This window comes from Spongiibacter sp. C9W (assembly GCF_057370015.1).
Map to the genome: position 1 here is coordinate 2,430,458 of NZ_CM170672.1, position 19,001 is coordinate 2,449,458.

Annotated in this window: 16 protein-coding genes; 8 read left to right on the plus strand and 8 right to left on the minus strand. The window is 60.0% G+C overall.

Annotated elements, in window-relative coordinates:
- The first annotated feature begins 163 nt into the window (after positions 1-163).
- Positions 164-736, plus strand: coding sequence for a GNAT family N-acetyltransferase (locus tag AC2Q8J_RS11600; protein ID WP_486451337.1), 573 nt, complete (start codon positions 164-166; stop codon positions 734-736).
- Here AC2Q8J_RS11600 and AC2Q8J_RS11605 read toward each other — a convergent pair.
- The 3 genes from AC2Q8J_RS11605 to argH all read right to left on the minus strand — a co-directional run bounded on the left by AC2Q8J_RS11605 (position 733) and on the right by argH (position 6,445).
- On the minus strand, positions 733-3,837 hold the full coding sequence (locus tag AC2Q8J_RS11605) for an efflux RND transporter permease subunit (protein WP_372878817.1): 3,105 nt from the start codon (positions 3,835-3,837) through the stop codon (positions 733-735). The genes AC2Q8J_RS11600 and AC2Q8J_RS11605 overlap by 4 nt on opposite strands.
- Positions 3,838-3,840: 3 nt before the next feature.
- Positions 3,841-4,881 carry an efflux RND transporter periplasmic adaptor subunit gene (locus AC2Q8J_RS11610; protein WP_486451338.1) on the minus strand — a complete coding sequence of 347 codons (1,041 nt, stop codon included), beginning with the start codon at positions 4,879-4,881 and terminating at the stop codon, positions 3,841-3,843.
- 166 nt (positions 4,882-5,047) lie between these two features.
- On the minus strand, positions 5,048-6,445 hold the full coding sequence (gene argH, locus AC2Q8J_RS11615; RefSeq protein ID WP_372878819.1) for an argininosuccinate lyase: 1,398 nt from the start codon (positions 6,443-6,445) through the stop codon (positions 5,048-5,050).
- A gap of 189 nt (positions 6,446-6,634) precedes the next feature.
- Between argH and AC2Q8J_RS11620 the strand changes: the two genes are divergently transcribed.
- The 6 genes from AC2Q8J_RS11620 to AC2Q8J_RS11645 all read left to right on the plus strand — a co-directional run bounded on the left by AC2Q8J_RS11620 (position 6,635) and on the right by AC2Q8J_RS11645 (position 12,708).
- Positions 6,635-8,248, plus strand: a complete 1,614-nt coding sequence (locus AC2Q8J_RS11620) for a hypothetical protein (RefSeq protein WP_486451339.1) — start codon at positions 6,635-6,637, stop codon at positions 8,246-8,248.
- A gap of 86 nt (positions 8,249-8,334) precedes the next feature.
- Entirely contained in the window at positions 8,335-9,291 is a 957-nt protein-coding gene (gene hemC, locus AC2Q8J_RS11625; protein ID WP_486451340.1) for a hydroxymethylbilane synthase, read from the plus strand.
- Complete coding sequence (locus tag AC2Q8J_RS11630; protein WP_486451341.1) at positions 9,275-10,096, plus strand: uroporphyrinogen-III synthase; 822 nt, start codon at positions 9,275-9,277, stop codon at positions 10,094-10,096. The genes hemC and AC2Q8J_RS11630 overlap by 17 nt, the downstream gene beginning before the upstream one ends.
- Positions 10,077-11,189: a uroporphyrinogen-III C-methyltransferase gene (locus AC2Q8J_RS11635; RefSeq protein ID WP_486451342.1), complete on the plus strand. Its 1,113-nt coding sequence runs from the start codon at positions 10,077-10,079 to the stop codon at positions 11,187-11,189. Before AC2Q8J_RS11630 ends, AC2Q8J_RS11635 begins: the two co-directional genes overlap by 20 nt.
- Positions 11,186-12,403, plus strand: a complete 1,218-nt coding sequence (locus AC2Q8J_RS11640; protein WP_486451343.1) for a heme biosynthesis HemY N-terminal domain-containing protein — start codon at positions 11,186-11,188, stop codon at positions 12,401-12,403. Before AC2Q8J_RS11635 ends, AC2Q8J_RS11640 begins: the two co-directional genes overlap by 4 nt.
- Positions 12,400-12,708: a tetratricopeptide repeat protein gene (locus AC2Q8J_RS11645; protein ID WP_286836450.1), complete on the plus strand. Its 309-nt coding sequence runs from the start codon at positions 12,400-12,402 to the stop codon at positions 12,706-12,708. Before AC2Q8J_RS11640 ends, AC2Q8J_RS11645 begins: the two co-directional genes overlap by 4 nt.
- A gap of 21 nt (positions 12,709-12,729) precedes the next feature.
- Here AC2Q8J_RS11645 and AC2Q8J_RS11650 read toward each other — a convergent pair whose 3' ends face one another.
- From AC2Q8J_RS11650 to lptM, 4 genes are all read right to left on the minus strand, one after another.
- Positions 12,730-13,437: a DUF484 family protein gene (locus AC2Q8J_RS11650; RefSeq protein ID WP_027874752.1), complete on the minus strand. Its 708-nt coding sequence runs from the start codon at positions 13,435-13,437 to the stop codon at positions 12,730-12,732.
- 33 nt (positions 13,438-13,470) lie between these two features.
- Positions 13,471-14,301, minus strand: coding sequence for a diaminopimelate epimerase (dapF, locus tag AC2Q8J_RS11655; protein WP_486451344.1), 831 nt, complete (start codon positions 14,299-14,301; stop codon positions 13,471-13,473).
- Between the two features lie 83 nt (positions 14,302-14,384).
- Positions 14,385-15,635 (minus strand): diaminopimelate decarboxylase, encoded by a 1,251-nt coding sequence (gene lysA, locus AC2Q8J_RS11660; protein ID WP_372878825.1) that lies wholly within the window; start codon positions 15,633-15,635, stop codon positions 14,385-14,387.
- Between the two features lie 9 nt (positions 15,636-15,644).
- The gene (lptM, locus tag AC2Q8J_RS11665; RefSeq protein WP_486451345.1) at positions 15,645-15,776 is read right to left on the minus strand and encodes an LPS translocon maturation chaperone LptM; all 132 of its coding nucleotides are present in this window, start codon (positions 15,774-15,776) and stop codon (positions 15,645-15,647) included.
- Between the two features lie 124 nt (positions 15,777-15,900).
- Between lptM and cyaY the strand changes: the two genes are divergently transcribed.
- Positions 15,901-16,212: an iron donor protein CyaY gene (cyaY, locus tag AC2Q8J_RS11670; protein ID WP_286695540.1), complete on the plus strand. Its 312-nt coding sequence runs from the start codon at positions 15,901-15,903 to the stop codon at positions 16,210-16,212.
- Positions 16,213-16,217: 5 nt separating this feature from the next.
- Here cyaY and AC2Q8J_RS11675 read toward each other — a convergent pair whose 3' ends face one another.
- Positions 16,218-18,974 carry a class I adenylate cyclase domain-containing protein gene (locus AC2Q8J_RS11675; protein ID WP_486451346.1) on the minus strand — a complete coding sequence of 919 codons (2,757 nt, stop codon included), beginning with the start codon at positions 18,972-18,974 and terminating at the stop codon, positions 16,218-16,220.
- Between the last annotated feature and the right edge of the window lie 27 nt (positions 18,975-19,001).

The window sequence follows — 19,001 nt, forward strand, 5'->3', positions numbered from 1 at the left end:
ATGGCTGACGGCTATACGCGCCAGCGCTGTGCTTGGATAGCCAGCCGTCATGCTAGCAAGGGCGGCGGTGCGGCAAAGGCTGCGCTGGTATGACATAGAAAACCGCCGCTGGCTGTCGCGAGGGCAAGCAGGGCAGAATAGCGCGGTGGTTTAGCAATTTAGTATGAAACTGATCGGTGGTGACGAAACCATGCAAGGCTTGAAGACGCCGCGCTTGTGTATGCGGCAGTGGCGCGAAACGGATGCGGCGGCCTTCGCGGCGATGAATGCCGACCCTAAAGTAATGGAGTTCTTTCCTCGTGGTTTATGCCGTGAAGAGAGCGACGCTCTGCTGGTTCAGTTGTCGGCGCAAAACGCGCAGCAGGGCTGGGGGATATGGGCCATGGAGCGCCGCAGCGATGCGCGCTTGCTGGGCTTTGCGGGTTTGAAGACGGTGGCAAGTGATTTACCGTTTGCGCCAGCCACCGAAATTGCCTGGCGTTTGGCCGCCGATGCCTGGGGGCAGGGCTACGCTTATGAAGCGGCGCAGGCCGCCCTGGATTATGGCTTCGCTACGCTGAATATGGCTGAAATTGTGGCGATGACAGCCGTCGTGAATACGCGCTCGCGAGCATTGATGGAGCGCCTGAACATGCAGCGCGGTGACGACTTCGAGCACCCTCAATTGGCCGTGGGCTCGCCGCTGCGCCGCCATTGTTTGTACACACTGGCGGCGCCCGCCCAGCAAGCGTTTTAGTTGCTGGCCGGGCTGTCTTTCAGTTCCTTCTCAAGCTGGTGCGCCACATCCTGCGGGGAGCCTGTGTGGCGAGCCAGGAAGCGATACGCCATTGGCACTACAAACAAGGTGAACAAGGTGGCGGCACTCACCCCGGAGACCACCACCACGCCAATCACGTAGCGGCTTTCGCTGCCCGCACCAAAGGCCAGCAATAGCGGAATGGCGCCCATAATGGTGGTGATGGCGGTCATGATAATGGGGCGTAGGCGCTGTTCGGCGGCTTTACTAATTGCCTCTTCAAACTCAACACCGTCGTCGCGCAATTGGTTGGTGAACTCCACCAACAAGATGCCGTTTTTGGCGGCTAAGCCCACCAGCATAATCAGCGCCACCTGGCTGTAGATATTCAGGCTCTGCCCGGTGAGGTAGAGCCCGAGCAAGGCCCCGGCAATGGCCAGCGGCACGGTGAGAAGAATCACCAGTGGGTGAACAAAGCTTTCAAACTGGGCGGCAAGTACCAAATAAACCACAAGCAGCGCCAACACAAAGGTGAAGTAGACGGCATTGCCGGAGTCTTTGTAGTCCAGCGATTCGCCCTTGTAGTCGATAATGGCATCCGGCGCGACCTTGCGTGTGACCTCTTCCAAATAGCTCAGTGCCTCGCCCAGTGAATAGCCCTCTGCCAGGTTGGCGTCCAGGGTGATGGCGCGCACGCGGTTATAGCGCCTGAGCACCGCCGCGTCGCCGCGCTCGCTAATGCTGACCAGGTTGGAAAGCGGAATGAGTTGGCCGCTGCTATTCGAGCGCACATAGATATTGCCGAGGTCGTTGGGCGTGTTTTGTTTGTCCGGCTCGCCCTCCAGCACCACGTTGTACTCTTCGCCGTCGAGCATAAAGGTGGTTACCCGGCGGGAACCGAGCAGGGTTTCCAGACTGCGGTTAATTTCCTGCGTACTCACGCCGAGGTCGGCGGCGCGGTCGCGCAGAATCGTTACTTCCAGTTGCGGCTTGGTTTCCCGGTAGTCGCTATCGATACCCAGCAGCTTCGGGTTATTGCGAGCCTCGTCCATTATGGCATCGCGCCACGCCGCGAGGTGCTGGAAGTCGCCACCGCCAATCACAAATTCCACGGGCTTGCTAAAGCCGCCACCCAGTGCCTGGGGCATAATTGGGAAGGTCGTCAGCGCGGTAAAGCCCTGCAAGCGTTTGCGAATATCGGCGACAATGGCAGTGTTGGGGCGGCGGGTTTCCCAGGGCGCCAGCACCATAATGGCAAAGGCTTCGTTGTAACTTTCAGCGCCGCCGCGACCAGCGGGGGCGCGCACCAGGAAGCGATTAACCTCGCCGCTTTCCACCAGCGGCATCAGGCGTCGTTCGATTTCTTCCATGTGTTTGCTGACAAAGTCGAAGGACGAACCCTCGGGGCCGCGAATCATCATAAAGATCACGCCGCGGTCTTCTTTGGGGGCGAATTCTGCCGGGACTTTTTGCATCAGTACCACGCAGCCCAAAACCGCTAAGCCCAAAATAGAGGCTGACAGCAGCGGCCGTTTCAGGCTGGCATCGAGGCTGCGGCGGTAGCGGGTTTCCATGCGGTGCAGCAGGCCCTCGACGAAGTCGGCGAGGCGGCCGTGAATGGCGTCTTGCTTGAGTAATTTCGAGCAGATAACCGGCGATAGCGTCAGCGCGACAATGCTGGAGAACACAACGGCGACAGCCATCGCGACGGCAAATTCGCCGAACAGTCGCCCGACATCGCCGTCGAGCATGGTGATGGGAATAAACACCGCGACCAACACCGCCGTGGTGGCGACCACGGCGAAGCCGACTTGGCGACTGCCGCGAAAGGCGGCCACTAACGGCGACTCACCGTTGAGCAAGCGGCGGTGAATATTTTCCAGCACCACGATACTGTCATCGACCACCAGGCCGATGGCCAGTACCAGCGCCAGCAGGGTTAGCAGGTTAATGGTGTAGCCCAGGGCGTAGAGCACGGTAAAGCTGGCGATCAGCGATACCGGCACGGTCACTGCGGGCACTAACATGGCGCGGAAGTCGCCGAGGAAAATAAAGATCACCAACACCACCAGGCTTGCGGCGATAAAGAGCGTGGAGTAGACCTCGTCGATCGCGCTGTCGATAAACACCGAGCTGTCGTAGCTGTCGTGTAACTCGGTGCCCGCCGGCAAGATGCTGCGCATAGCATTTACTTCGCGGTGCGCAGCCTTGGCCACTTCCAGCGTATTGGCGGTACTTTGCTTCACGATGCCGACGCCCACCTGCGGAATGCCATTGCCGCGGAACATAGTGCGGTATTCTTCGGCGTCCAGCTCAACCCGAGCCACTTCGCCTAGGCGCAAAATATTGCCGCTGTCATCGCGGCGCAGCACCAGTGTGGCGAAGTCATCGGGGGCGAGGAACTGGCGCTCTATCTTGATAACAAAGTCGCGGTCGCGCGCCTTAAGTGTGCCGGCTGGCAGCTCGACATTTTCGCGCCGCAGGGCATTTTCGACATCGCCAATGGTCAGGTTGCGGGCGGCTAGCGCCTCGTGGTCCAGCCAAATGCGCATGGCATATTCCGGCCCGCCGCTCACCCGCACCCGTGCAACACCATCCAGCACAGACAGCCGATCCACCAGATAGCGCTGGGCATAGTCGGCCAGTTGCAGGGTATTCATTTTGGTGGAAGTGAGGTTAAACCACATGATCACCCGTTGGTCCGAGTCAGCTTTTTGTACCTCTGGGGCATCGGCTTCTTCGGGCAGGTTGTTGCGCACACCGGCCACGCGGTCGCGCACATCGTTGGCGGCGGCGTCGATATCGCGGCTCAGTTCAAATTCAATGCTAATCGTCGAAAAGCCATCCTGACTGGTCGACGATACGGTTTTGATCCCCTCAATGCCGGAGATGCGATCCTCGATAACCTGGGTGATTTTCGACTCGACCACTTCGGCTGAGGCGCCGGTGTAGTTGGTGCTGACCGAGACGATAGGCGGGTCCACATCCGGGTACTCGCGCAGCGCCAGACGTTCGAATGACAGGGCGCCAAAGGCGACCAGCAACAGGCTAATAACGGTGGCAAAGACGGGGCGCTTTACCGCAGTGTCTGACAGCAACATGGCTTATGACTCCTGCGGGGTGACGGGGCTGCCGGGGCGCAGCATCAGGAAACCTTCACTAATAAGCTGCTCGCCAGCACTGAGGCCGTTGACCACTTCCACGCCGTCAACCAGACGGGTGCCCAGTGTTACCTCGCGACGCTCGGCCTTTTGCTCGCCGTCTACCAGCCAGACATAGTGGCGATTTTCGATACTCTGCAGAGCCGCGGCGGGCACGACAATACCCTCGCGCTTGTCTTTCAATAACGACACTCTCATTAGCATGCCGGGTTTTAATGTGGCGTCGCCATTGGGAATGTGGGCGCGCACCATTACGCTGCGCGACAGCGGGTCGATGCGCGGATTAATGGCGACGATCTTGCCCTGAAAGGTTTTATTTAAGGCATCGCTGCGGGCATCCACCGGCATGCCCACCCTGAGTGAACGCAGCAACAGGCTGGGCAGGTTGAGGTCGAGGCGCATGGTACTTAGGTCGTCGAGGCTGGTTATGCTGTCGCCCGGCGACACCAGCGCGCCGGGGCTAACATTGTGCAAACCGGTCACGCCGCCAAAGGGTGCGCGCAGGGTGCGCTCATCAATTTTCGCCTGAACCTCGGCGATCTTGGCCTGGGCGCGGTCGCGGGCACTCAGGCGTTGGTCGTATTCGGTTTGCGCGGCCGACTGTGTGGCCAGCAGGTTTTTCAGACGACGGATTTCCCGCTGCTGCTCGGCCAGGTCGGCCTTCGCCGACGATAGCTGGGCCTGCTCTTCCGCTTGTTCCAGTGTTGCCAGTAAGTCACCTTGCTTCACGTCTTGGCCTTCGTCGAAATGCAGGGCGCGCACTTTTTCGCTGACGGTGCTGGTTATGCGCACCGATTCCTTGGCCAGTAGCGAGCCGATGGCAGGCAGCCGCTCTTCAATGGTTTGCGGGGCGAGTGTTTGCACCTTTACTGCGGCGGCGGGACGCTGGCCGGGGGTGGCCGCCGCATTGGGCTCGCAGGCGCTAAGCGCGGCAAGTAGAGGCAGGCAAAACGCAATTACGCGTGCGCGGGGCGCAGTGAACATGGTGAGGACTCCTGTCATTCCTGGTGTGCTACGCCCGAGATGAAGAGATGGATGTGTCGCGGGCAGTAGTAATGTAACACCGCAGCGAGAGAAATCCCTCGCGGCAGTGGATAAGAATTTTTAAAGAAGCGGGGAATCGCGGCGGGCAGGACGCCCGCCGACGAACTTAGCGCTGTTGCAGTCGGGTTTCTGCGCGATCAGCGGCGGCGCGTACCTGGGCAGGTGCGGTGCCGCCAATATGGTTGCGGGCGTTGATAGAGCCTTCCAGCGTGAGCACGTCAAAGACGTCGTCTGTAATGTCGGCGCTGAACTGCTGCAGCTCTTCCAGACTCATTTCAGACAAGTCCTTGCTCTGAGCAATACCGTAGGCCACTGACTTGCCAACCACCTCGTGGGCGTCGCGGAAGGGCAGGCCTTTGCGCACCAGGTAGTCGGCCAAATCGGTCGCCGTAGAGAAACCGCGCATCGCGGCTTCGCGGGTAACGTCGGCATTCACGGTAATGGCCGGCACCATATCCGCGTAGGCCTTGAGGCTGTCTTTTAAGGTGTCGATCACATCGAACAGCGGTTCTTTATCTTCCTGATTGTCTTTGTTGTAGGCCAGCGGCTGGGACTTCATCAACGTGAGCAGGCTGATCAGGTGACCGTTAACGCGGCCGACTTTGCCGCGAATCAGCTCGGGCACATCGGGGTTTTTCTTCTGCGGCATAATCGAGGAGCCGGTGCAGAAGCGGTCGGGCAGGTCGATAAAATTAAACTGCGCCGAGGTCCACAGCACCAGCTCTTCGCTGAAGCGCGACAGGTGGGTCATGATCAGGCTGCCAGCGGCGGCAAATTCAATGGCGAAGTCGCGGTCGCTTACCGAGTCCAGGGAATTCTCGGTAGGGCGGTCAAAGCCCAACAGCTGTGCGCTGTATTCGCGGTCGATGGGGTAGGTGGTGCCCGCCAGTGCGGCGGCGCCAAGGGGGCTTTGATTCAGGCGCGCGGCGCAGTCCTGCAGGCGGCCAAAGTCGCGCTCCAGCATTTCATTCCAGGCCAGCATGTGGTGGCCAAAGCTCACCGGCTGGGCAGTTTGCAGGTGAGTAAAGCCGGGCATGATGGTGTCGGCTTCGCGGCGCGCCAGTGCCACCAGACCTTGCTGCAGGCGGGTGATTTCGCTGCAGATGCTGCCAATCTCGTCGCGCAGGTACAGGCGAATATCGGTGGCGACCTGGTCATTGCGCGAGCGGCCGGTGTGCAGTTTCTTGCCGGTAATACCGATCTTGTCGGTCAGGCGCGCTTCGATATTCATGTGCACGTCTTCAAGGCTTACCGACCAGTTGAATTCGCCCGCTTCAATTTCGCTGCGAATCTCTTCTAGGCCGGTTTGGATCTGCTTGAGCTCGTCCTCGCTGAGTACGCCGACTTTCGCCAACATGGCCGCGTGGGCCAGCGAGCCGTTGATGTCGTGATGGTAGAGGCGTTGGTCAAAGCTCACCGACGCGGTGAAGCGCTCAACAAACTGGTCGGTGGCCTCGCTGAAACGCCCACCCCAAGGTTTGATAGCCGGCTCTTTGTCACTCATTGCAAACAGGTCCTGTGTCATTGGGCGCTGCGCGGGCAGCCCATCGGAAAAGCGGCAGAGTATAGCAGAAATTACCGCGCTCTCGCTGGCTGTCTGCGCCGGGGCTGCCACTCACCGCCGTAACGTTTATGTAATATAGCGTGGCCATAATTTCGCGTGCCGAAAACTCCTGTGAAGTAAGGATCCGCCATGACCCAGGCGACTGCGCCGCGCGCCAAATTAGTGGAGCAATTGTGGCAACTAAAAGCTGCTTTTGAGCAGGCCCAGGACGGCCGAAGTATTCATTTTGACACCTTGCTGCGCGACTCGGATTACCGTCGCGAGCTGATCAACGAAGCGGCGATGAGCCGTCATCGGGAGATGCGTGACCTCGGGCGCAGCCTCAGAGTGATCAATACCGATGGCGAGCTGCGTGCCTCCCAGCATTCGCGCAAACCCGTTAACCCCGACATTGCCGAGATGATGGACTGGCAGTCGCAGCAGCCGGCCGAAGAGGCCGTCCGCTCTCGGCGCTGGTGGCTGTGGTTGCTGCTGCCCGCGCTGTTGCTCGCCGTATCGCTATGGTGGGTATTGGGGCGCGGACACGAGCAGTTTGTCAGTGGCTCCCTGCACGGCGATCACGTGTGGACGGCAGACAAAACGTGGATTCTCGACGACATTGTCTATGTTGAGGCCGCTGCCACGCTAACGATCGAACCTGGTGCCGTGGTGCTGGGACAGCCCGGTAGCGCCCTGGTGGTCACCCGCGATGGCCAAATTATGGCGCGCGGCCGCGCTGATGCGCCGATTGTCTTTACCAGTGCGCAGCCGGAAGGGGCGCGCAAGGCCGGCGACTGGGGCGGTCTGGTACTGCTCGGCAATGCGCCGGTGAATACCCTGGATGCTCAGGTAGAAGGGGTGCCGACCAGCGATACGCGAGGGATGTTCGGCGGTGTCGACAGCCGCGATAACTGCGGCGTGCTGGAATTTGTGCGCGTGGAGTTCGCGGGGTATGAGGTGTATGCCAATAACGAACTCAACGGCTTAACGCTGGGGGGCTGCGGCAGCAATACCATTGTGCGCCACGTGCAGGTGCATCGCGCTTCCGACGACGGCATAGAGATTTTTGGCGGCACGGTGGATATGAAGCATATCCTCATTAGTGGCGCTGCCGATGACTCGCTGGACTGGGATATGGGGTGGCGCGGCCGCGTGCAGTTTCTGCAGGTGCTGCAGTATCCGGGTATGGGTGACAATGCCATCGAGGCAGACAACCGCAATGGCCGCGAGGATGCCCAGCCAATCTCCGAGCCGCAGTTCTACAATGTAACGCTGCTGTCGCTTAACAGCGACGATAAATACCAGCGCGCCATGACTCTGCGGCGCGGCACCGGCGGCCACTTTCACAATATGATTATCAGCGGCTTCTCCGGTGAAACTATCGATATCAAAGGGCGCGTCAGTGCCAGCCGGCTATCGACGGGAATGATGAGCTTTGGCGGCCTGCTGCTGTATAACAACGGTCGCGATGGTCGCAGTCACTTTATTGAAGAACTCGGCAAGCAAGACGACGACGGCGGCTTTGATGAAGCGGCGTATTTCGCCTCGCTGGCGCGCCGCGACATCTCGCCAGAGTTCAGCGTGCCGGTTGACCCGGTTCGCGTTCCCGATTTTCGCGTCGGCAGTAAGTCTCCTGCCGGGCAGGGGGCTGTCGCGGTTCCCGAAGGCGAATTTTGGGATCAGGGCGCCAACTATCTCGGCGCCGTGCGGCCGGGCAGCGCCAGTACCTGGATGAATGGCTGGACGGCATTTGCGCCAAACTGACGCGCGCCGATGAGTTGGGCGGTTTAGTCTGCCAGGCGGCTGGCGTATGATACGGCGCTGATGCTTTACACGGACCCACGCTAATCATGTCTGAACAGCCCTCGCGCACGCTGCGCATTGCCACCCGCGAAAGTCTGCTTGCTCTCTGGCAGGCCGAATATATCAAAGCCCGCTTGGAAGCCTGTCACCCGGGGCTACAGGTTGAACTGCTTGGCATGACTACCCGCGGCGACCAGCTGCTGGACTCGCCGCTGTCGAAAATTGGCGGCAAGGCGCTGTTCGTTAAAGAGCTGGAACAGGCACTGCTCGATGGCCGAGCGGATATTGCCGTGCACTCGATGAAAGATGTGCCGATGGAATTTCCCGAAGGCCTGGGGCTGGCAATTATCTGCGAGCGTGAAGATCCCCGCGATGCGTTTGTCAGTAACCATTACGCCGACGTCGACGCCCTGCCGCAAGGGGCGAGAGTGGGCACCAGCAGCCTGCGTCGCGAATGCCAGTTGCGCGCCCGGCGCCCCGACTTGCAGATCAGTAGCCTGCGCGGCAACGTGCAAACCCGCCTGCGCAAGTTAGACGACGGCGAGTTCGATGCCATTATTTTAGCCTCAGCCGGTTTGATTCGCCTGGAACTTCAGCAGCGGATCGCCTCCTATATGAATGTTGAAGACAGTTTGCCCGCTTGTGGTCAGGGTGCGGTGGGCGTTGAAACCCGCTTGGACGACAACTGGGTACGTGAACTGCTGGCGCCGCTGCACGACGCAGACAGCGCGGCCAAAGTGATGGCCGAGCGCGCCATGAACACGCGCTTACAAGGTGGCTGCCAAGTGCCGATTGCCGGTTATGCCATTACTGACGACAGCCGCGACGACCACTTGTGGCTGCGTGCGCTGGTGGGCGAGCCCGATGGCAGCCGCGTATTGCGCGCAGAATTAAGCGCACCGGCGGCCGACCCCGAGGCCCTTGGTGTGGCGGTTGCCGAGGCACTGCTGGCTCAGGGTGCGGGTGACATTTTGGCGGCGGTTTACGGTGACCAGCAGCGCTGATCTGCAGGGTCTGCGCATTCTTATCACCCGGCCCGAGGGCCGCAACGAAGAATTGCGCAGGGCCCTGGTTGCCGCTGGTGCTCAGGTCTGGGTGCAACCGCTGCTGCGCATCATTCCCCTGGACGAAAACGACGAGCGCTATCAGCACGCGCGTCGCTGCCTATTGGACCTGGACCTTTACCAGCACATTATTTTCATCAGTGTGAACGCCGTTGCCTGCGGTATGGCCATGATCGATGATCTATGGCCGCAGTACCCGCTGGGTGTGCGCTGTCACGCCATCGGCGCTGCCACGGCCAAAGCGCTCTATGACTGGCCGTGGCCTGCCGGCGCGCTTACGCCCTTGGAGGCGCAACAAGGCGGCGCGATGGACAGCGACAGCCTGCTGGCCAGCGCGGCGTTTAACGGGGTTGACGGGCAGCGAGTGTTGATTGTTCGCGGCTGCGGTGGCCGCGAGCAGTTGGCGCAAAAACTCCGTGAACGCAACGCGCGGGTAGACTATGCTGAGTGCTATCAGCGCTGTGGGCCGGGTGAGGCCGCCGATGATTTACAGTCGCAGTTAGAGGCGGCGTCGATTCAGTTGGTATGCCTGAACAGCGGGGACACATTACAGCAATTTACCCAGCGCATTGCCGCTGCGCGACGCGATCAGTACCACCTGGTTCTACCCAGTGCGCGGGTGCAGCAACTGGCCCAAGAGGCCGGTTTTAGACATACCCTTCTTGCAGAAAATGCCGGTACAGCAGCGACGCTGGCGGCGATAAAAACGTGGCAGAGAGAACACAATGTCGGAAACCCAAAATGACAACAAGGACGTGGCGGTAGCCGCCGACGATACACCAACCACTTCAACGCCGTCGCAAAAAACACCTGCTGCCAAGAGCAAGTCTGGCAAAGCGGGCGCCGTGGCAACGCTGGCTCTGCTGGTGTCGCTATCCGCGCTGGCAGCGGCTGCCTGGCTGTACTACCAACTTATCTACCTCAACCAGCAGCAGAGCGCGCAATTCCTCAGCGATATCACTGCGCAGGTGCAGGGCCTTGATCAGCGCAGTCAATCGAGTGCGACAGCGCTGGACCGCCAACGCGAACGCCTGACCGAACTCGACAGCGCACTGGATCAGCAGCGCGCGGTTGTTCAGCGACAAATTCAACAGTTGAGCGACAAAGTACAAAGCCTCAGTTCGGTCGACCGCAATGACTGGCTGCTGGCCGAGGCCGAGTATTTATTGCGACTGGCCAATCAACGCTTGCAGCTCAGTGGTGACAGTCGCGCCGCAGCACAGTTGTTAGCCAGTGCCGATGCTATTTTGCGCGAGCTGGATGATCCGGCGTTATACCCCGTGAGGGAAGCGCTGGCGGCAGAACTCGCTGCCTTGCAGGGCAGCTCCAGCTTTGATCTGGAGGGTGCCTACCTGCAACTGCAAGGACTGGCGGACGCTGCCGAGTCACTGGCGGTCTACGAGGCTCCGAGCTATCAGGCTGAGCCGCAGCCGGCGAGAGACGCCTCCTGGCAGGAGGGCTTGAAAGCCGGGTTTGAACGCGCTTGGGCGAAGTTGCGCAGCTATGTGCGCATTCGTCAGCACGATGAAAAATTCAAAGCAGAGCTTGCGCCGGAGCAGGCGACCGCCCTGCGCGCCAGTTTGCGAATGATGCTGGAGCAGGCGCAATTGGCATTGTTGGCAGAGCGCCCCGCCCTGTACCGCCGCTCGCTGGATAAGGCGCTGGCATGGCTGGAGCGCTACTACCCGCTGAATGATGGCAGTCAGGCGCTGGCTGCATCCCTGGAAGAACTGCGAGCGGCCGAGATTCGCGCCGAGCGCCCGGATATTTCTGCGTCGCTGCGGGCCCTGAAGGACTACAGCAAAACCCGCCGCTGGCAGCGCGAGGTGGGCCAATGATCCTGTTTCTCGCGGCACTGTTTGCGCTGGCCGCTGCCGCCGCGATTGCGGTGGCGATTCAGTACGACAGCGGCTATGTCTTGTTGGCCTATGGCCATACCACCGTTGAGATGACCCTGTGGGTGGCGCTGGCGCTGCTGGCGCTATTCTTGTTTGTGGTGTGGTTGCTGTTCAGCCTGTTGCGCCGCAGTGCACGCCTGTCTGACAAGTTGGGCGCCCTGCGCGGTCAGCGGCGTCAGCAACGCGAGCGTCAACGCAGTCACCGTGGGGTCATCGCCTATACCCAGGGCAACTGGTTGCAGGCCAAGCGCTTGCTGCTGTCGAGCGCCAGTAGCGACAAACCGCTGATTAATTATTTACTGGCAGCGCGTGCCTGCCAGCGCTTGGGCGATGAGCGCGGCGCACTCCAGGCGCTGAGCCAGGCAAAGAACTGCGGCACTCAAGCGGGCCTTGCGGCAGCCCTGACACAGGCGGAGTTGCAACTCGACAACGGCCAGTTGGAAGAGGCATTGGCAACCTTGAACCGCTTGGGTAAAAGTGCCGAGCGTCAACCCGCAACGCTGCTGCTGCTCGCGCGTGCCTATCGCGGCCTGGGTGATTGGCAGGCGTTATTGGCGTTACTGCCGGAATTGAACAAGCGGAAATTGCTTCAGGAGTCGGCGCGGCGAGAGTTGGAACTCGAAGCCCTGCGCGGCCAATTGCTGCGGTTGCGCCACGGTGGCGATGCCGAGCCGCTGCTTAAATGGTGGCAGCAGCTGGGGCGAAGCAGCCACCTTCGCAGCGAACTGCTGGAAGACATGGTGCCGGCGCTGCTGTCGCTGGGGCGTAGCAGCGAGGCCAGTAAATTAGTTCGCGCTGCCATTAAACAGCAGTGGCGCGACGAGCTGGTGTTGTTGTTTGCGGCGATCAATGACGACCCCGCCCGACAGCTGCGCGTTGCCGAGTCCTGGCTGAAAGAACAACCCAACAACCCTCAGCTGCTGCTGGCACTGGCGCGTATTTGTCTGCGCAATGAGCTGTGGGGCAAAGCGCGGGAATACTTGGAAAGCGCTCATCGCATCGCGCCCTCGGCGACGGTGTGCTTTGAATTATCGCGCTTGCTGGAACATCTCGGCGACGCCGATCTGGCGGCGTCGATGTTGCGCGAAGGGCTGCTTTTGCAGGGGCAGCAATTGCCGGATTTGCCAATGCCGCACTTGAGCCATCAGTCATGAATATCGATGCGCTGCGTAAAATGCTGGCGCGAGGCCAAGACAGCGCCATGCTGCGGTTCGGTTTGGGTAAAGCCTTGCTCGATGACAAACAGCCCGCTGAAGCGGCTGAGCACTTGCAGTGCTGTGTGGAACAGGACGCCGATTACTCAGCGGCTTGGAAGCTGCTTGGCCGCGCTCACCAGCAGCTTGGCGACGTCCCCGCCGCCCGCGCGGCTTGGCAGCAGGCCCTGCAAGCCGCCGCGCGCAAGGGTGATAAACAAACTGAGCGCGAAGTGCAGGTATTTTTGAAAAAGCTCGATAAGTAGGCGCGGGCCTGAGCGCGACGCTTAGCTAATAAACGGGCCGCGCATCAGTTTCGGCAATACCCGGTTGATTACCTCGGCAATGTAGTCGAGGAAGAGGGTGCCCATGCTGGATTTGAAATGTTGTGGGTCCTTGCTGGCGATGGCCAATACGCCGTCGATATTCCCCGGTTTAATGGGAATCAGCGCCGCCGAGCCAATGTGGTCGGCGTGTTTGCCAAACAGAAAACTTAACTCCTCGCCGCGCAATACACCGCACACGCCCTTGCCGCCACGCAACAAGCTGCCGATATGTTGTTGGGCGGTTTCCGGGCTGACCACCCGCAGTTGTGCGTTGCCCATTTTTGATGGGTCGCCGAATAAGGTCAGGCTGGCGTAGTCGATCATATCGAAATCATTCACCAGGCGGCGGCATAGGGTGTTGCTCAATTCTTCTGGCCGACGGGCTTCCAGCATGCCGAGAATCAGCGCCTTGCTGCGCTCAAAAATCACGTCGTTGTGCTGGGCGTTGTCCAGCAGGTTGCTCATGCGTGAACGCATATCCATATTGCGCTCGCGCAACACTTCCACTTGGCGCTCCAGCAAACTGACGGCTTTGCCGCTGTGATGGGCCAGCTTTAACTCGGCCAGAATGTCTTCGTTCTGCAAAAAGAAACCGGGGTGGTTTCGCAGATAGCGCGCAACATCGTCTTCGCTGGGGAGACCGTCTTCTTTAGGTTTGGCTGTGTCCACAGTGCATCCTTATTATTGCTGGCTGGCGTGCCGCTAAAGCTGAATTTGCCCTTCAAAGACCGTGGTCGCGGGCCCCGTCATAATAACGGGCTGCCCGGGCCCCGGCCAGTCGATGCTGAGCTTGCCGCCCGGCAATGTGACATTCACCTGATTATCGAGCCGGCCCTGCACAATACCCGCGACAACGGCTGCGCAGGCGCCCGTGCCACAGGCCAGGGTTTCGCCAACACCGCGTTCGAAGACGCGCAGGCGGATATTTCGGCGGTCGACAACTTGCATAAAGCCGACGTTTACGCGCTGGGGAAAGCGCGGGTGACTCTCGGCAATGGGGCCAACGCGCTCAACGGGGGCGGTGTCGACATTCTCCACGGGCAACACCACATGAGGGTTGCCCATCGATACGGCGCCGACCTGCCAGGTCTGGCCGTCGATTTCCAGTGCGTAATCGACGGCCTGCTCGGCCGCGTCGAAGGGAATGTCCGCAGGGCTTAACACCGGGGCGCCCATATCCACGCGCACTTCGCGGTTTTCGGTAATTTCCAGTTCGATGATACCGGCGAGGGTTTCCACGCGAATGCGCGGTTTGCCGGTCAGACGCTTGTCGCGCACAAAGCGTGCAAAGCAGCGTGCGCCGTTGCCGCACTGTTCCACCTCGCTGCCTTCGGCGTTGTAGATTCGATAGCGAAAATCCACCTCGGGTTGGGTGGGAATTTCCACCGCCAATACCTGGTCGCAACCAATGCCAAAATGGCGATCGGCAATTTTGCGAACGTGGTGGGGCTTGAGCTTGAAGCGCTGGGTAATGAGATCGACAACCACGAAATCATTGCCCAGGCCATGCATTTTGGTAAAGCGTAGCTGCATCGTATGTCCTGTGCGGCGCCTCGCCGGTGGCGCAGTTCAACGATGCGGGGGCCACTGCTGCTGGGCGGGCCAGCGTGCGGAGTTTACTCCGGCAGTACGGCTTCGCCACGCATCAGGTCGGCGACAGTTTCACGCGCGCGAATAAGGTAGTGTTGGTCGCCGTCGACCATCACTTCTGCGGCGCGTCCTCGGCTATTGTAATTGGAACTCATGGTAAATCCATAGGCGCCGCTCGATGCCAGTGCCAACAGGTCGCCACTTTCAATGCGCAACTCGCGGTCTTTGGCGAGAAAATCGCCGGTTTCACACACCGGCCCCACCACGTCGTACAGGCGGGCTTCGCCGTCGCTGCGCGGGCTAACGGGTAGTAAATCCATCCACGCCTGGTAGAGCGAGGGGCGCAGCATGTCATTCATGGCCGCGTCGATTATGGCGAAATTCTTGTGCGGGTTGAGCTTCAAAAACTCCACCTTGGTCAGCAGCACACCGGCGTTGGCGGCGATAGAGCGGCCCGGCTCAAACATCAGTTTCACCGCCCGGTCGCCCAAGCGCTGGCGAATAGCGGCAATATAGTCGGCCGTGGAGGGGGGAACTTCGTCGCGATAGCGCACGCCCAGGCCGCCACCCAGGTCCAAATGCTTGATCTGAATGCCCTGCGCTGCCAGCTCATCGAGCAGGGCCAGCAAGCGGTCGACAGTGTCCAGAAAGGGACTGGTGTCGGTGAGCTGGGAGCCGATATGGCAATCAACGCCCTTCACGTCCAGGTGTTCGAGACTGGCGGCGCGCGCGTAGACGGCGGGGGCGCGGGCAATATCGATACCGAATTTATTGTCGCGCAGGCCCGTGGAAATATAGGGGTGGGTATTGGCGTCGACATCGGGATTTACGCGGATGGAAACCGGCGCCTTGCTGCCAAATTCGCCAGCCACCTCGTTGAGGCGCTCTAATTCGGCCTCGGACTCAACGTTAAAGCAGTAAATACCCACTTCCAGCGCGCGGCGCATTTCCTCTGCGGTTTTACCGACACCGGAAAACACAACGCGATCAGCCTGGCCCCCTGCGGCCAGTACCCGCTCCAGTTCGCCGACCGAGACAATGTCAAAACCGGCGCCGAGGCGGGCCAGAACATTCAAAACGGCAATGTTGGAGTTGGCCTTTACCGCATAGCAGACAAGGTGATCCTGACCCTGCAGGGCGTCGCTGTATTCCGTAAAACGCTGCTCCAGATAGGCCCGCGAATACACATAGCAAGGGCTGCCATAGTGTTGGGCGATATCGCGCAGTGAAACGTCTTCGGCAAATAATTCGCCGTTCTGGTAGTGGAATGCAGTCATGCGTAATCTCTAATTCTGAGGGCTGGCGGGGGCGGCGTCTTCGCTGGGCAAGACCAGTGGTCCGGTTTGTCCGCACGCGGCTAGAGCGAGGCACAGCAGTGCAGTGGCCCAGCCAAGGTTGATACGGCGTTGCGCGGTCATGAATACACCCCCGAAAAAATAAGCGCGTAGTATAGCGCTGCCCGCGCCTGGATGCACCGCAGCGCTCGTCGGTGACGAGCTGAGCTTGCTATACTGGCCGACAAATTTTCAGGATGTGATGGCAATGAATGAAGTGGAATTTCACGATGTGCTCGACACCCTCTACGAGACGATTGAGGACGCCGTGGATACGTTGTCGGTCGACGTAGACTGCGAGATCGCCGGCAGCGTGTTAACGCTGACATGCCCGGATGGCAGCGCCCTGATTTTTAGTCGGCAGGCGGCGAATCGTGAGCTGTGGTTGGCGGCGCGCAGCGGCGGTTATCACTTTAGTTGGGATGGCCAGCAATGGTTCTGTCAGCGCGAGCAGCAGTCGCTGAGTGAATTATTGCAGCGCTGTGCGCAGGATCAAATCGGCGAGGCGCTGGATATTTAACGCCGCTACGCGGTGTGGAGCCTGTCGACTTCCCGCTGGATAAGCTCTTCCAAATAGCGTTTGTAGCGCATGTACACCGTGGTTTGCTGCGGCGGTTTATTCCCCAGATTCACCCGGTCAATCGCAAAGTGCCGCTGTTTCGGATAGCGCTCCACCAGTTGGGTTGCCAGCCGGGTAAACAGCTTGGCACCCTCATCGCGATAATACAGTTGCTGGTTGTTCCAGCGCACATCAAATACCGGGCGAGCGCGCTGACGGGCGTGGGCGGTGGCCTCCAGATACAGCGGCGATTGCTGTGCTGGCGGTGCCTGAAGGGGGCGACTCTGCCAGCGGCCGTCGTGCTGAATGAGCTTGTAGAGCCGCACCCGGTGGCGCAGCCCCTGCTCCTTGCGTGAATGCTGAAGAAATTGCAGCAGCTGATAAATCAGCGCGTCAGGGGCGCTGCTTTCGGCCGGCAGATAGATTAGCGAGCCGCGTTCATCGCGCAGAAAAATATCCACCAAGGTCGCGCGCAGGTGCACAAAAATATAGCAGTCGTCGCTGCGACAGGTGTCGATAATACTGGCAAGGGCAGAGTTGGGCAGGCAGTGGCGATCCATGCGCAGCGGGCTAAAGCGGCTTTGGCCGCGTTCCAGGCACTGAATAAGCTCGCTATAGCTGTCGGCATTGACCACATCCAGCTCGTTATTGCGCTGTTGCAGAATGTGAAAGCCATCGGCCAGTTTCAGAATATAGCGGGTGTTGGCCTCGGTATTTTCAAAGCAGGGTTGCACGCCCGCAGCCAGGCCCATCAGTCGCCGCGCCAGCCGTTCACCCGGGTCATTGAAGCACAGTATGTCGATTTTCGGCGGCGAGCTGCCGCTGGCGGCGGCGACCGTCAGCTGTTGATAAGCATGTAGCGTGTCGAGCAGGGCCTCACCGCCGGTAAAGGCCATCGACGATACTTCTCCCCAGCTGTTCAACACCACCATCTCCACATTGGCCACGGGATAGCAGCTGCTGTGCTGGCCAATGCCCTGGCTGCTGAGCTGGCTGAGGCTGTCCTGCCCGAGGTTAATGCAAAACAGGGTGTACAGTGGCACCTTGGGGCGAGTAAAAGCGGTGTGCTGGGCAGGGTCTGCGGCGGGCAGACGTTTGGGTAAGTGGGCGTGCAGCCAGGTGGCCAGGCGGTTTAAATCGACCTCGCTCACGCCCTGACTGCGACTGCTAAGCCGCAGGCGGCTATTCTCTTTGACCAAGCCATTGCAGTAACACCAACACAACAGGCCGCTAAGATGTTCGTCTTCCTTGAGTACGGCGCCGCTCTCGAAGTCGTGGCGGGCGCTGGCACTCACTGTCCAGCGGCGCTGATTACCAAAGCCAAGGGTGTGGAAATACAACTGCTGCTCGGAAAGGTCGGGGGCGATGCCGGGGTTGAGCCACTCTACCTTGTGCCGCTTGCGCTCGAAGGCGGCATAGAGCTTGCGGCCGAGCAGGGTCATTTCCTCTGAGTTAATTAGCGCTGATTGCTGGCTGTGGGCAGCGAAATCTTGCAAAAACCGGTAGCTGTTGGTCAGCTCCGCCACCAAAAAGCGGTGTTCGTCACGCACACGCCGCAGTTTCCAGCGGTGGCGGGTGTCGAGGTTGAGTAAGGTCTCCGACTGCCAGTGCCACTGGCTGGCGAGGACGCTCATGCGTTGATGGCGCTCGACTTGCTTGCTCGCCGCCGGCCGCGACAGGTGTAACCCGGTTTTGAAGTAAAAGGCGCGGCGCACCAGCTCCAGTCGGTCTTTCTCTCCACGCTCTGACAGGTAGTGCTCCAAGCGTTGGTATACAAGGATATAGGGGTCGAGCTGGTCGGCGTCGCATTCGCCGTTGTACACGCGTTCTTTTAAGGCGAGGCAGATCGGCTGCACGTTAGGGTAGTGGCGAGCGTAGGCCTCGGTAAGCAGCAGTTTCAACAGTGCTTTGTAAGGCGAAGCAATGGCCTTGTAGAGCTGCCACACACCCGCGCCAATAAATTCACCGGCGGGAATGGCGGCAACACCGCCGAAGTTAATCGACTCATCGGGGCCGATATGCTGTTGCGCGTGGAGCAGGGCGGTGTATTCGTCGTAATTTTCCTCTTCTTCCGGCGGCACCAGCCACCAAATTGGATAGCGACCGGCAACCACCACCACGCTGCGGTAGAACTCGTCCAGCAGCAAATAGTGCTGGCTGGTACCCGCGCCCTCGGCGCTTAAGCGCTCGCGCTTGCCGCGCCGAAACTGCTCGTTGTCCATTAAGAAAAAGTGCAGTTCCAGGCCCAGCTCGGCGGCCCACTGACTAATATGCTCGGCTTTTTCCTGTAACTGCTTGCGTGCCTCACTGGGCAGGGCATTGCGATGGCACAGCCAAACATCCAGGTCGGAGTCTTCGGCCTGCGCGATACTGCCGCAGGAACCCATAATGAAGATGCTGTGGATCAGGTGTTGTTCGGGGGGGCGGTAGTGAAAACCGCTGGCGATGTATTGTTGCGCGCGTTCCACCAGTTTGGGCGTTGGCTCAAAGCAGTCGATGCCGCAGGGCGTGTCTTTGCTGCTGTAGCCAGGCAGAGAGGGGTGGTTCACATGGAACAACAGAGGAACCAGGTCGAACAGAATACGCTGACGTTCCTGCAGGGCCGCCCGAGTGCGCAGCAAGCGCTCGGCGTTCAGCTGCAGAAAACGCTCGCGAACATCGGCGATGCGTTGTCGGCTAATGCCGCGCTCAAAGAGCGATGGAGGAGCGTGTTTTGCCGACATAAAAGCCTGTAAAACCGTGGGTGACGG

Bases quoted from the DNA above. Each gene is read 5' to 3' on its own strand.
- AC2Q8J_RS11600 (WP_486451337.1), top strand. From the start codon at position 164: ATGAAACTGATCGGTGGTGACGAAACCATGCAAGGCTTGAAGACGCCG.
- lptM (WP_486451345.1), bottom strand. From the start codon at position 15,776: ATGACCGCGCAACGCCGTATCAACCTTGGCTGGGCCACTGCACTGCTG.
- dapF (WP_486451344.1), bottom strand. From the start codon at position 14,301: ATGCAGCTACGCTTTACCAAAATGCATGGCCTGGGCAATGATTTCGTG.
- AC2Q8J_RS11675 (WP_486451346.1), bottom strand. From the start codon at position 18,974: ATGTCGGCAAAACACGCTCCTCCATCGCTCTTTGAGCGCGGCATTAGC.
- hemC (WP_486451340.1), top strand. From the start codon at position 8,335: ATGTCTGAACAGCCCTCGCGCACGCTGCGCATTGCCACCCGCGAAAGT.
- AC2Q8J_RS11620 (WP_486451339.1), top strand. From the start codon at position 6,635: ATGACCCAGGCGACTGCGCCGCGCGCCAAATTAGTGGAGCAATTGTGG.
- AC2Q8J_RS11640 (WP_486451343.1), top strand. From the start codon at position 11,186: ATGATCCTGTTTCTCGCGGCACTGTTTGCGCTGGCCGCTGCCGCCGCG.
- AC2Q8J_RS11645 (WP_286836450.1), top strand. From the start codon at position 12,400: ATGAATATCGATGCGCTGCGTAAAATGCTGGCGCGAGGCCAAGACAGC.
- AC2Q8J_RS11610 (WP_486451338.1), bottom strand. From the start codon at position 4,881: ATGTTCACTGCGCCCCGCGCACGCGTAATTGCGTTTTGCCTGCCTCTA.
- AC2Q8J_RS11605 (WP_372878817.1), bottom strand. From the start codon at position 3,837: ATGTTGCTGTCAGACACTGCGGTAAAGCGCCCCGTCTTTGCCACCGTT.
- AC2Q8J_RS11635 (WP_486451342.1), top strand. From the start codon at position 10,077: ATGTCGGAAACCCAAAATGACAACAAGGACGTGGCGGTAGCCGCCGAC.
- lysA (WP_372878825.1), bottom strand. From the start codon at position 15,635: ATGACTGCATTCCACTACCAGAACGGCGAATTATTTGCCGAAGACGTT.
- argH (WP_372878819.1), bottom strand. From the start codon at position 6,445: ATGAGTGACAAAGAGCCGGCTATCAAACCTTGGGGTGGGCGTTTCAGC.
- cyaY (WP_286695540.1), top strand. From the start codon at position 15,901: ATGAATGAAGTGGAATTTCACGATGTGCTCGACACCCTCTACGAGACG.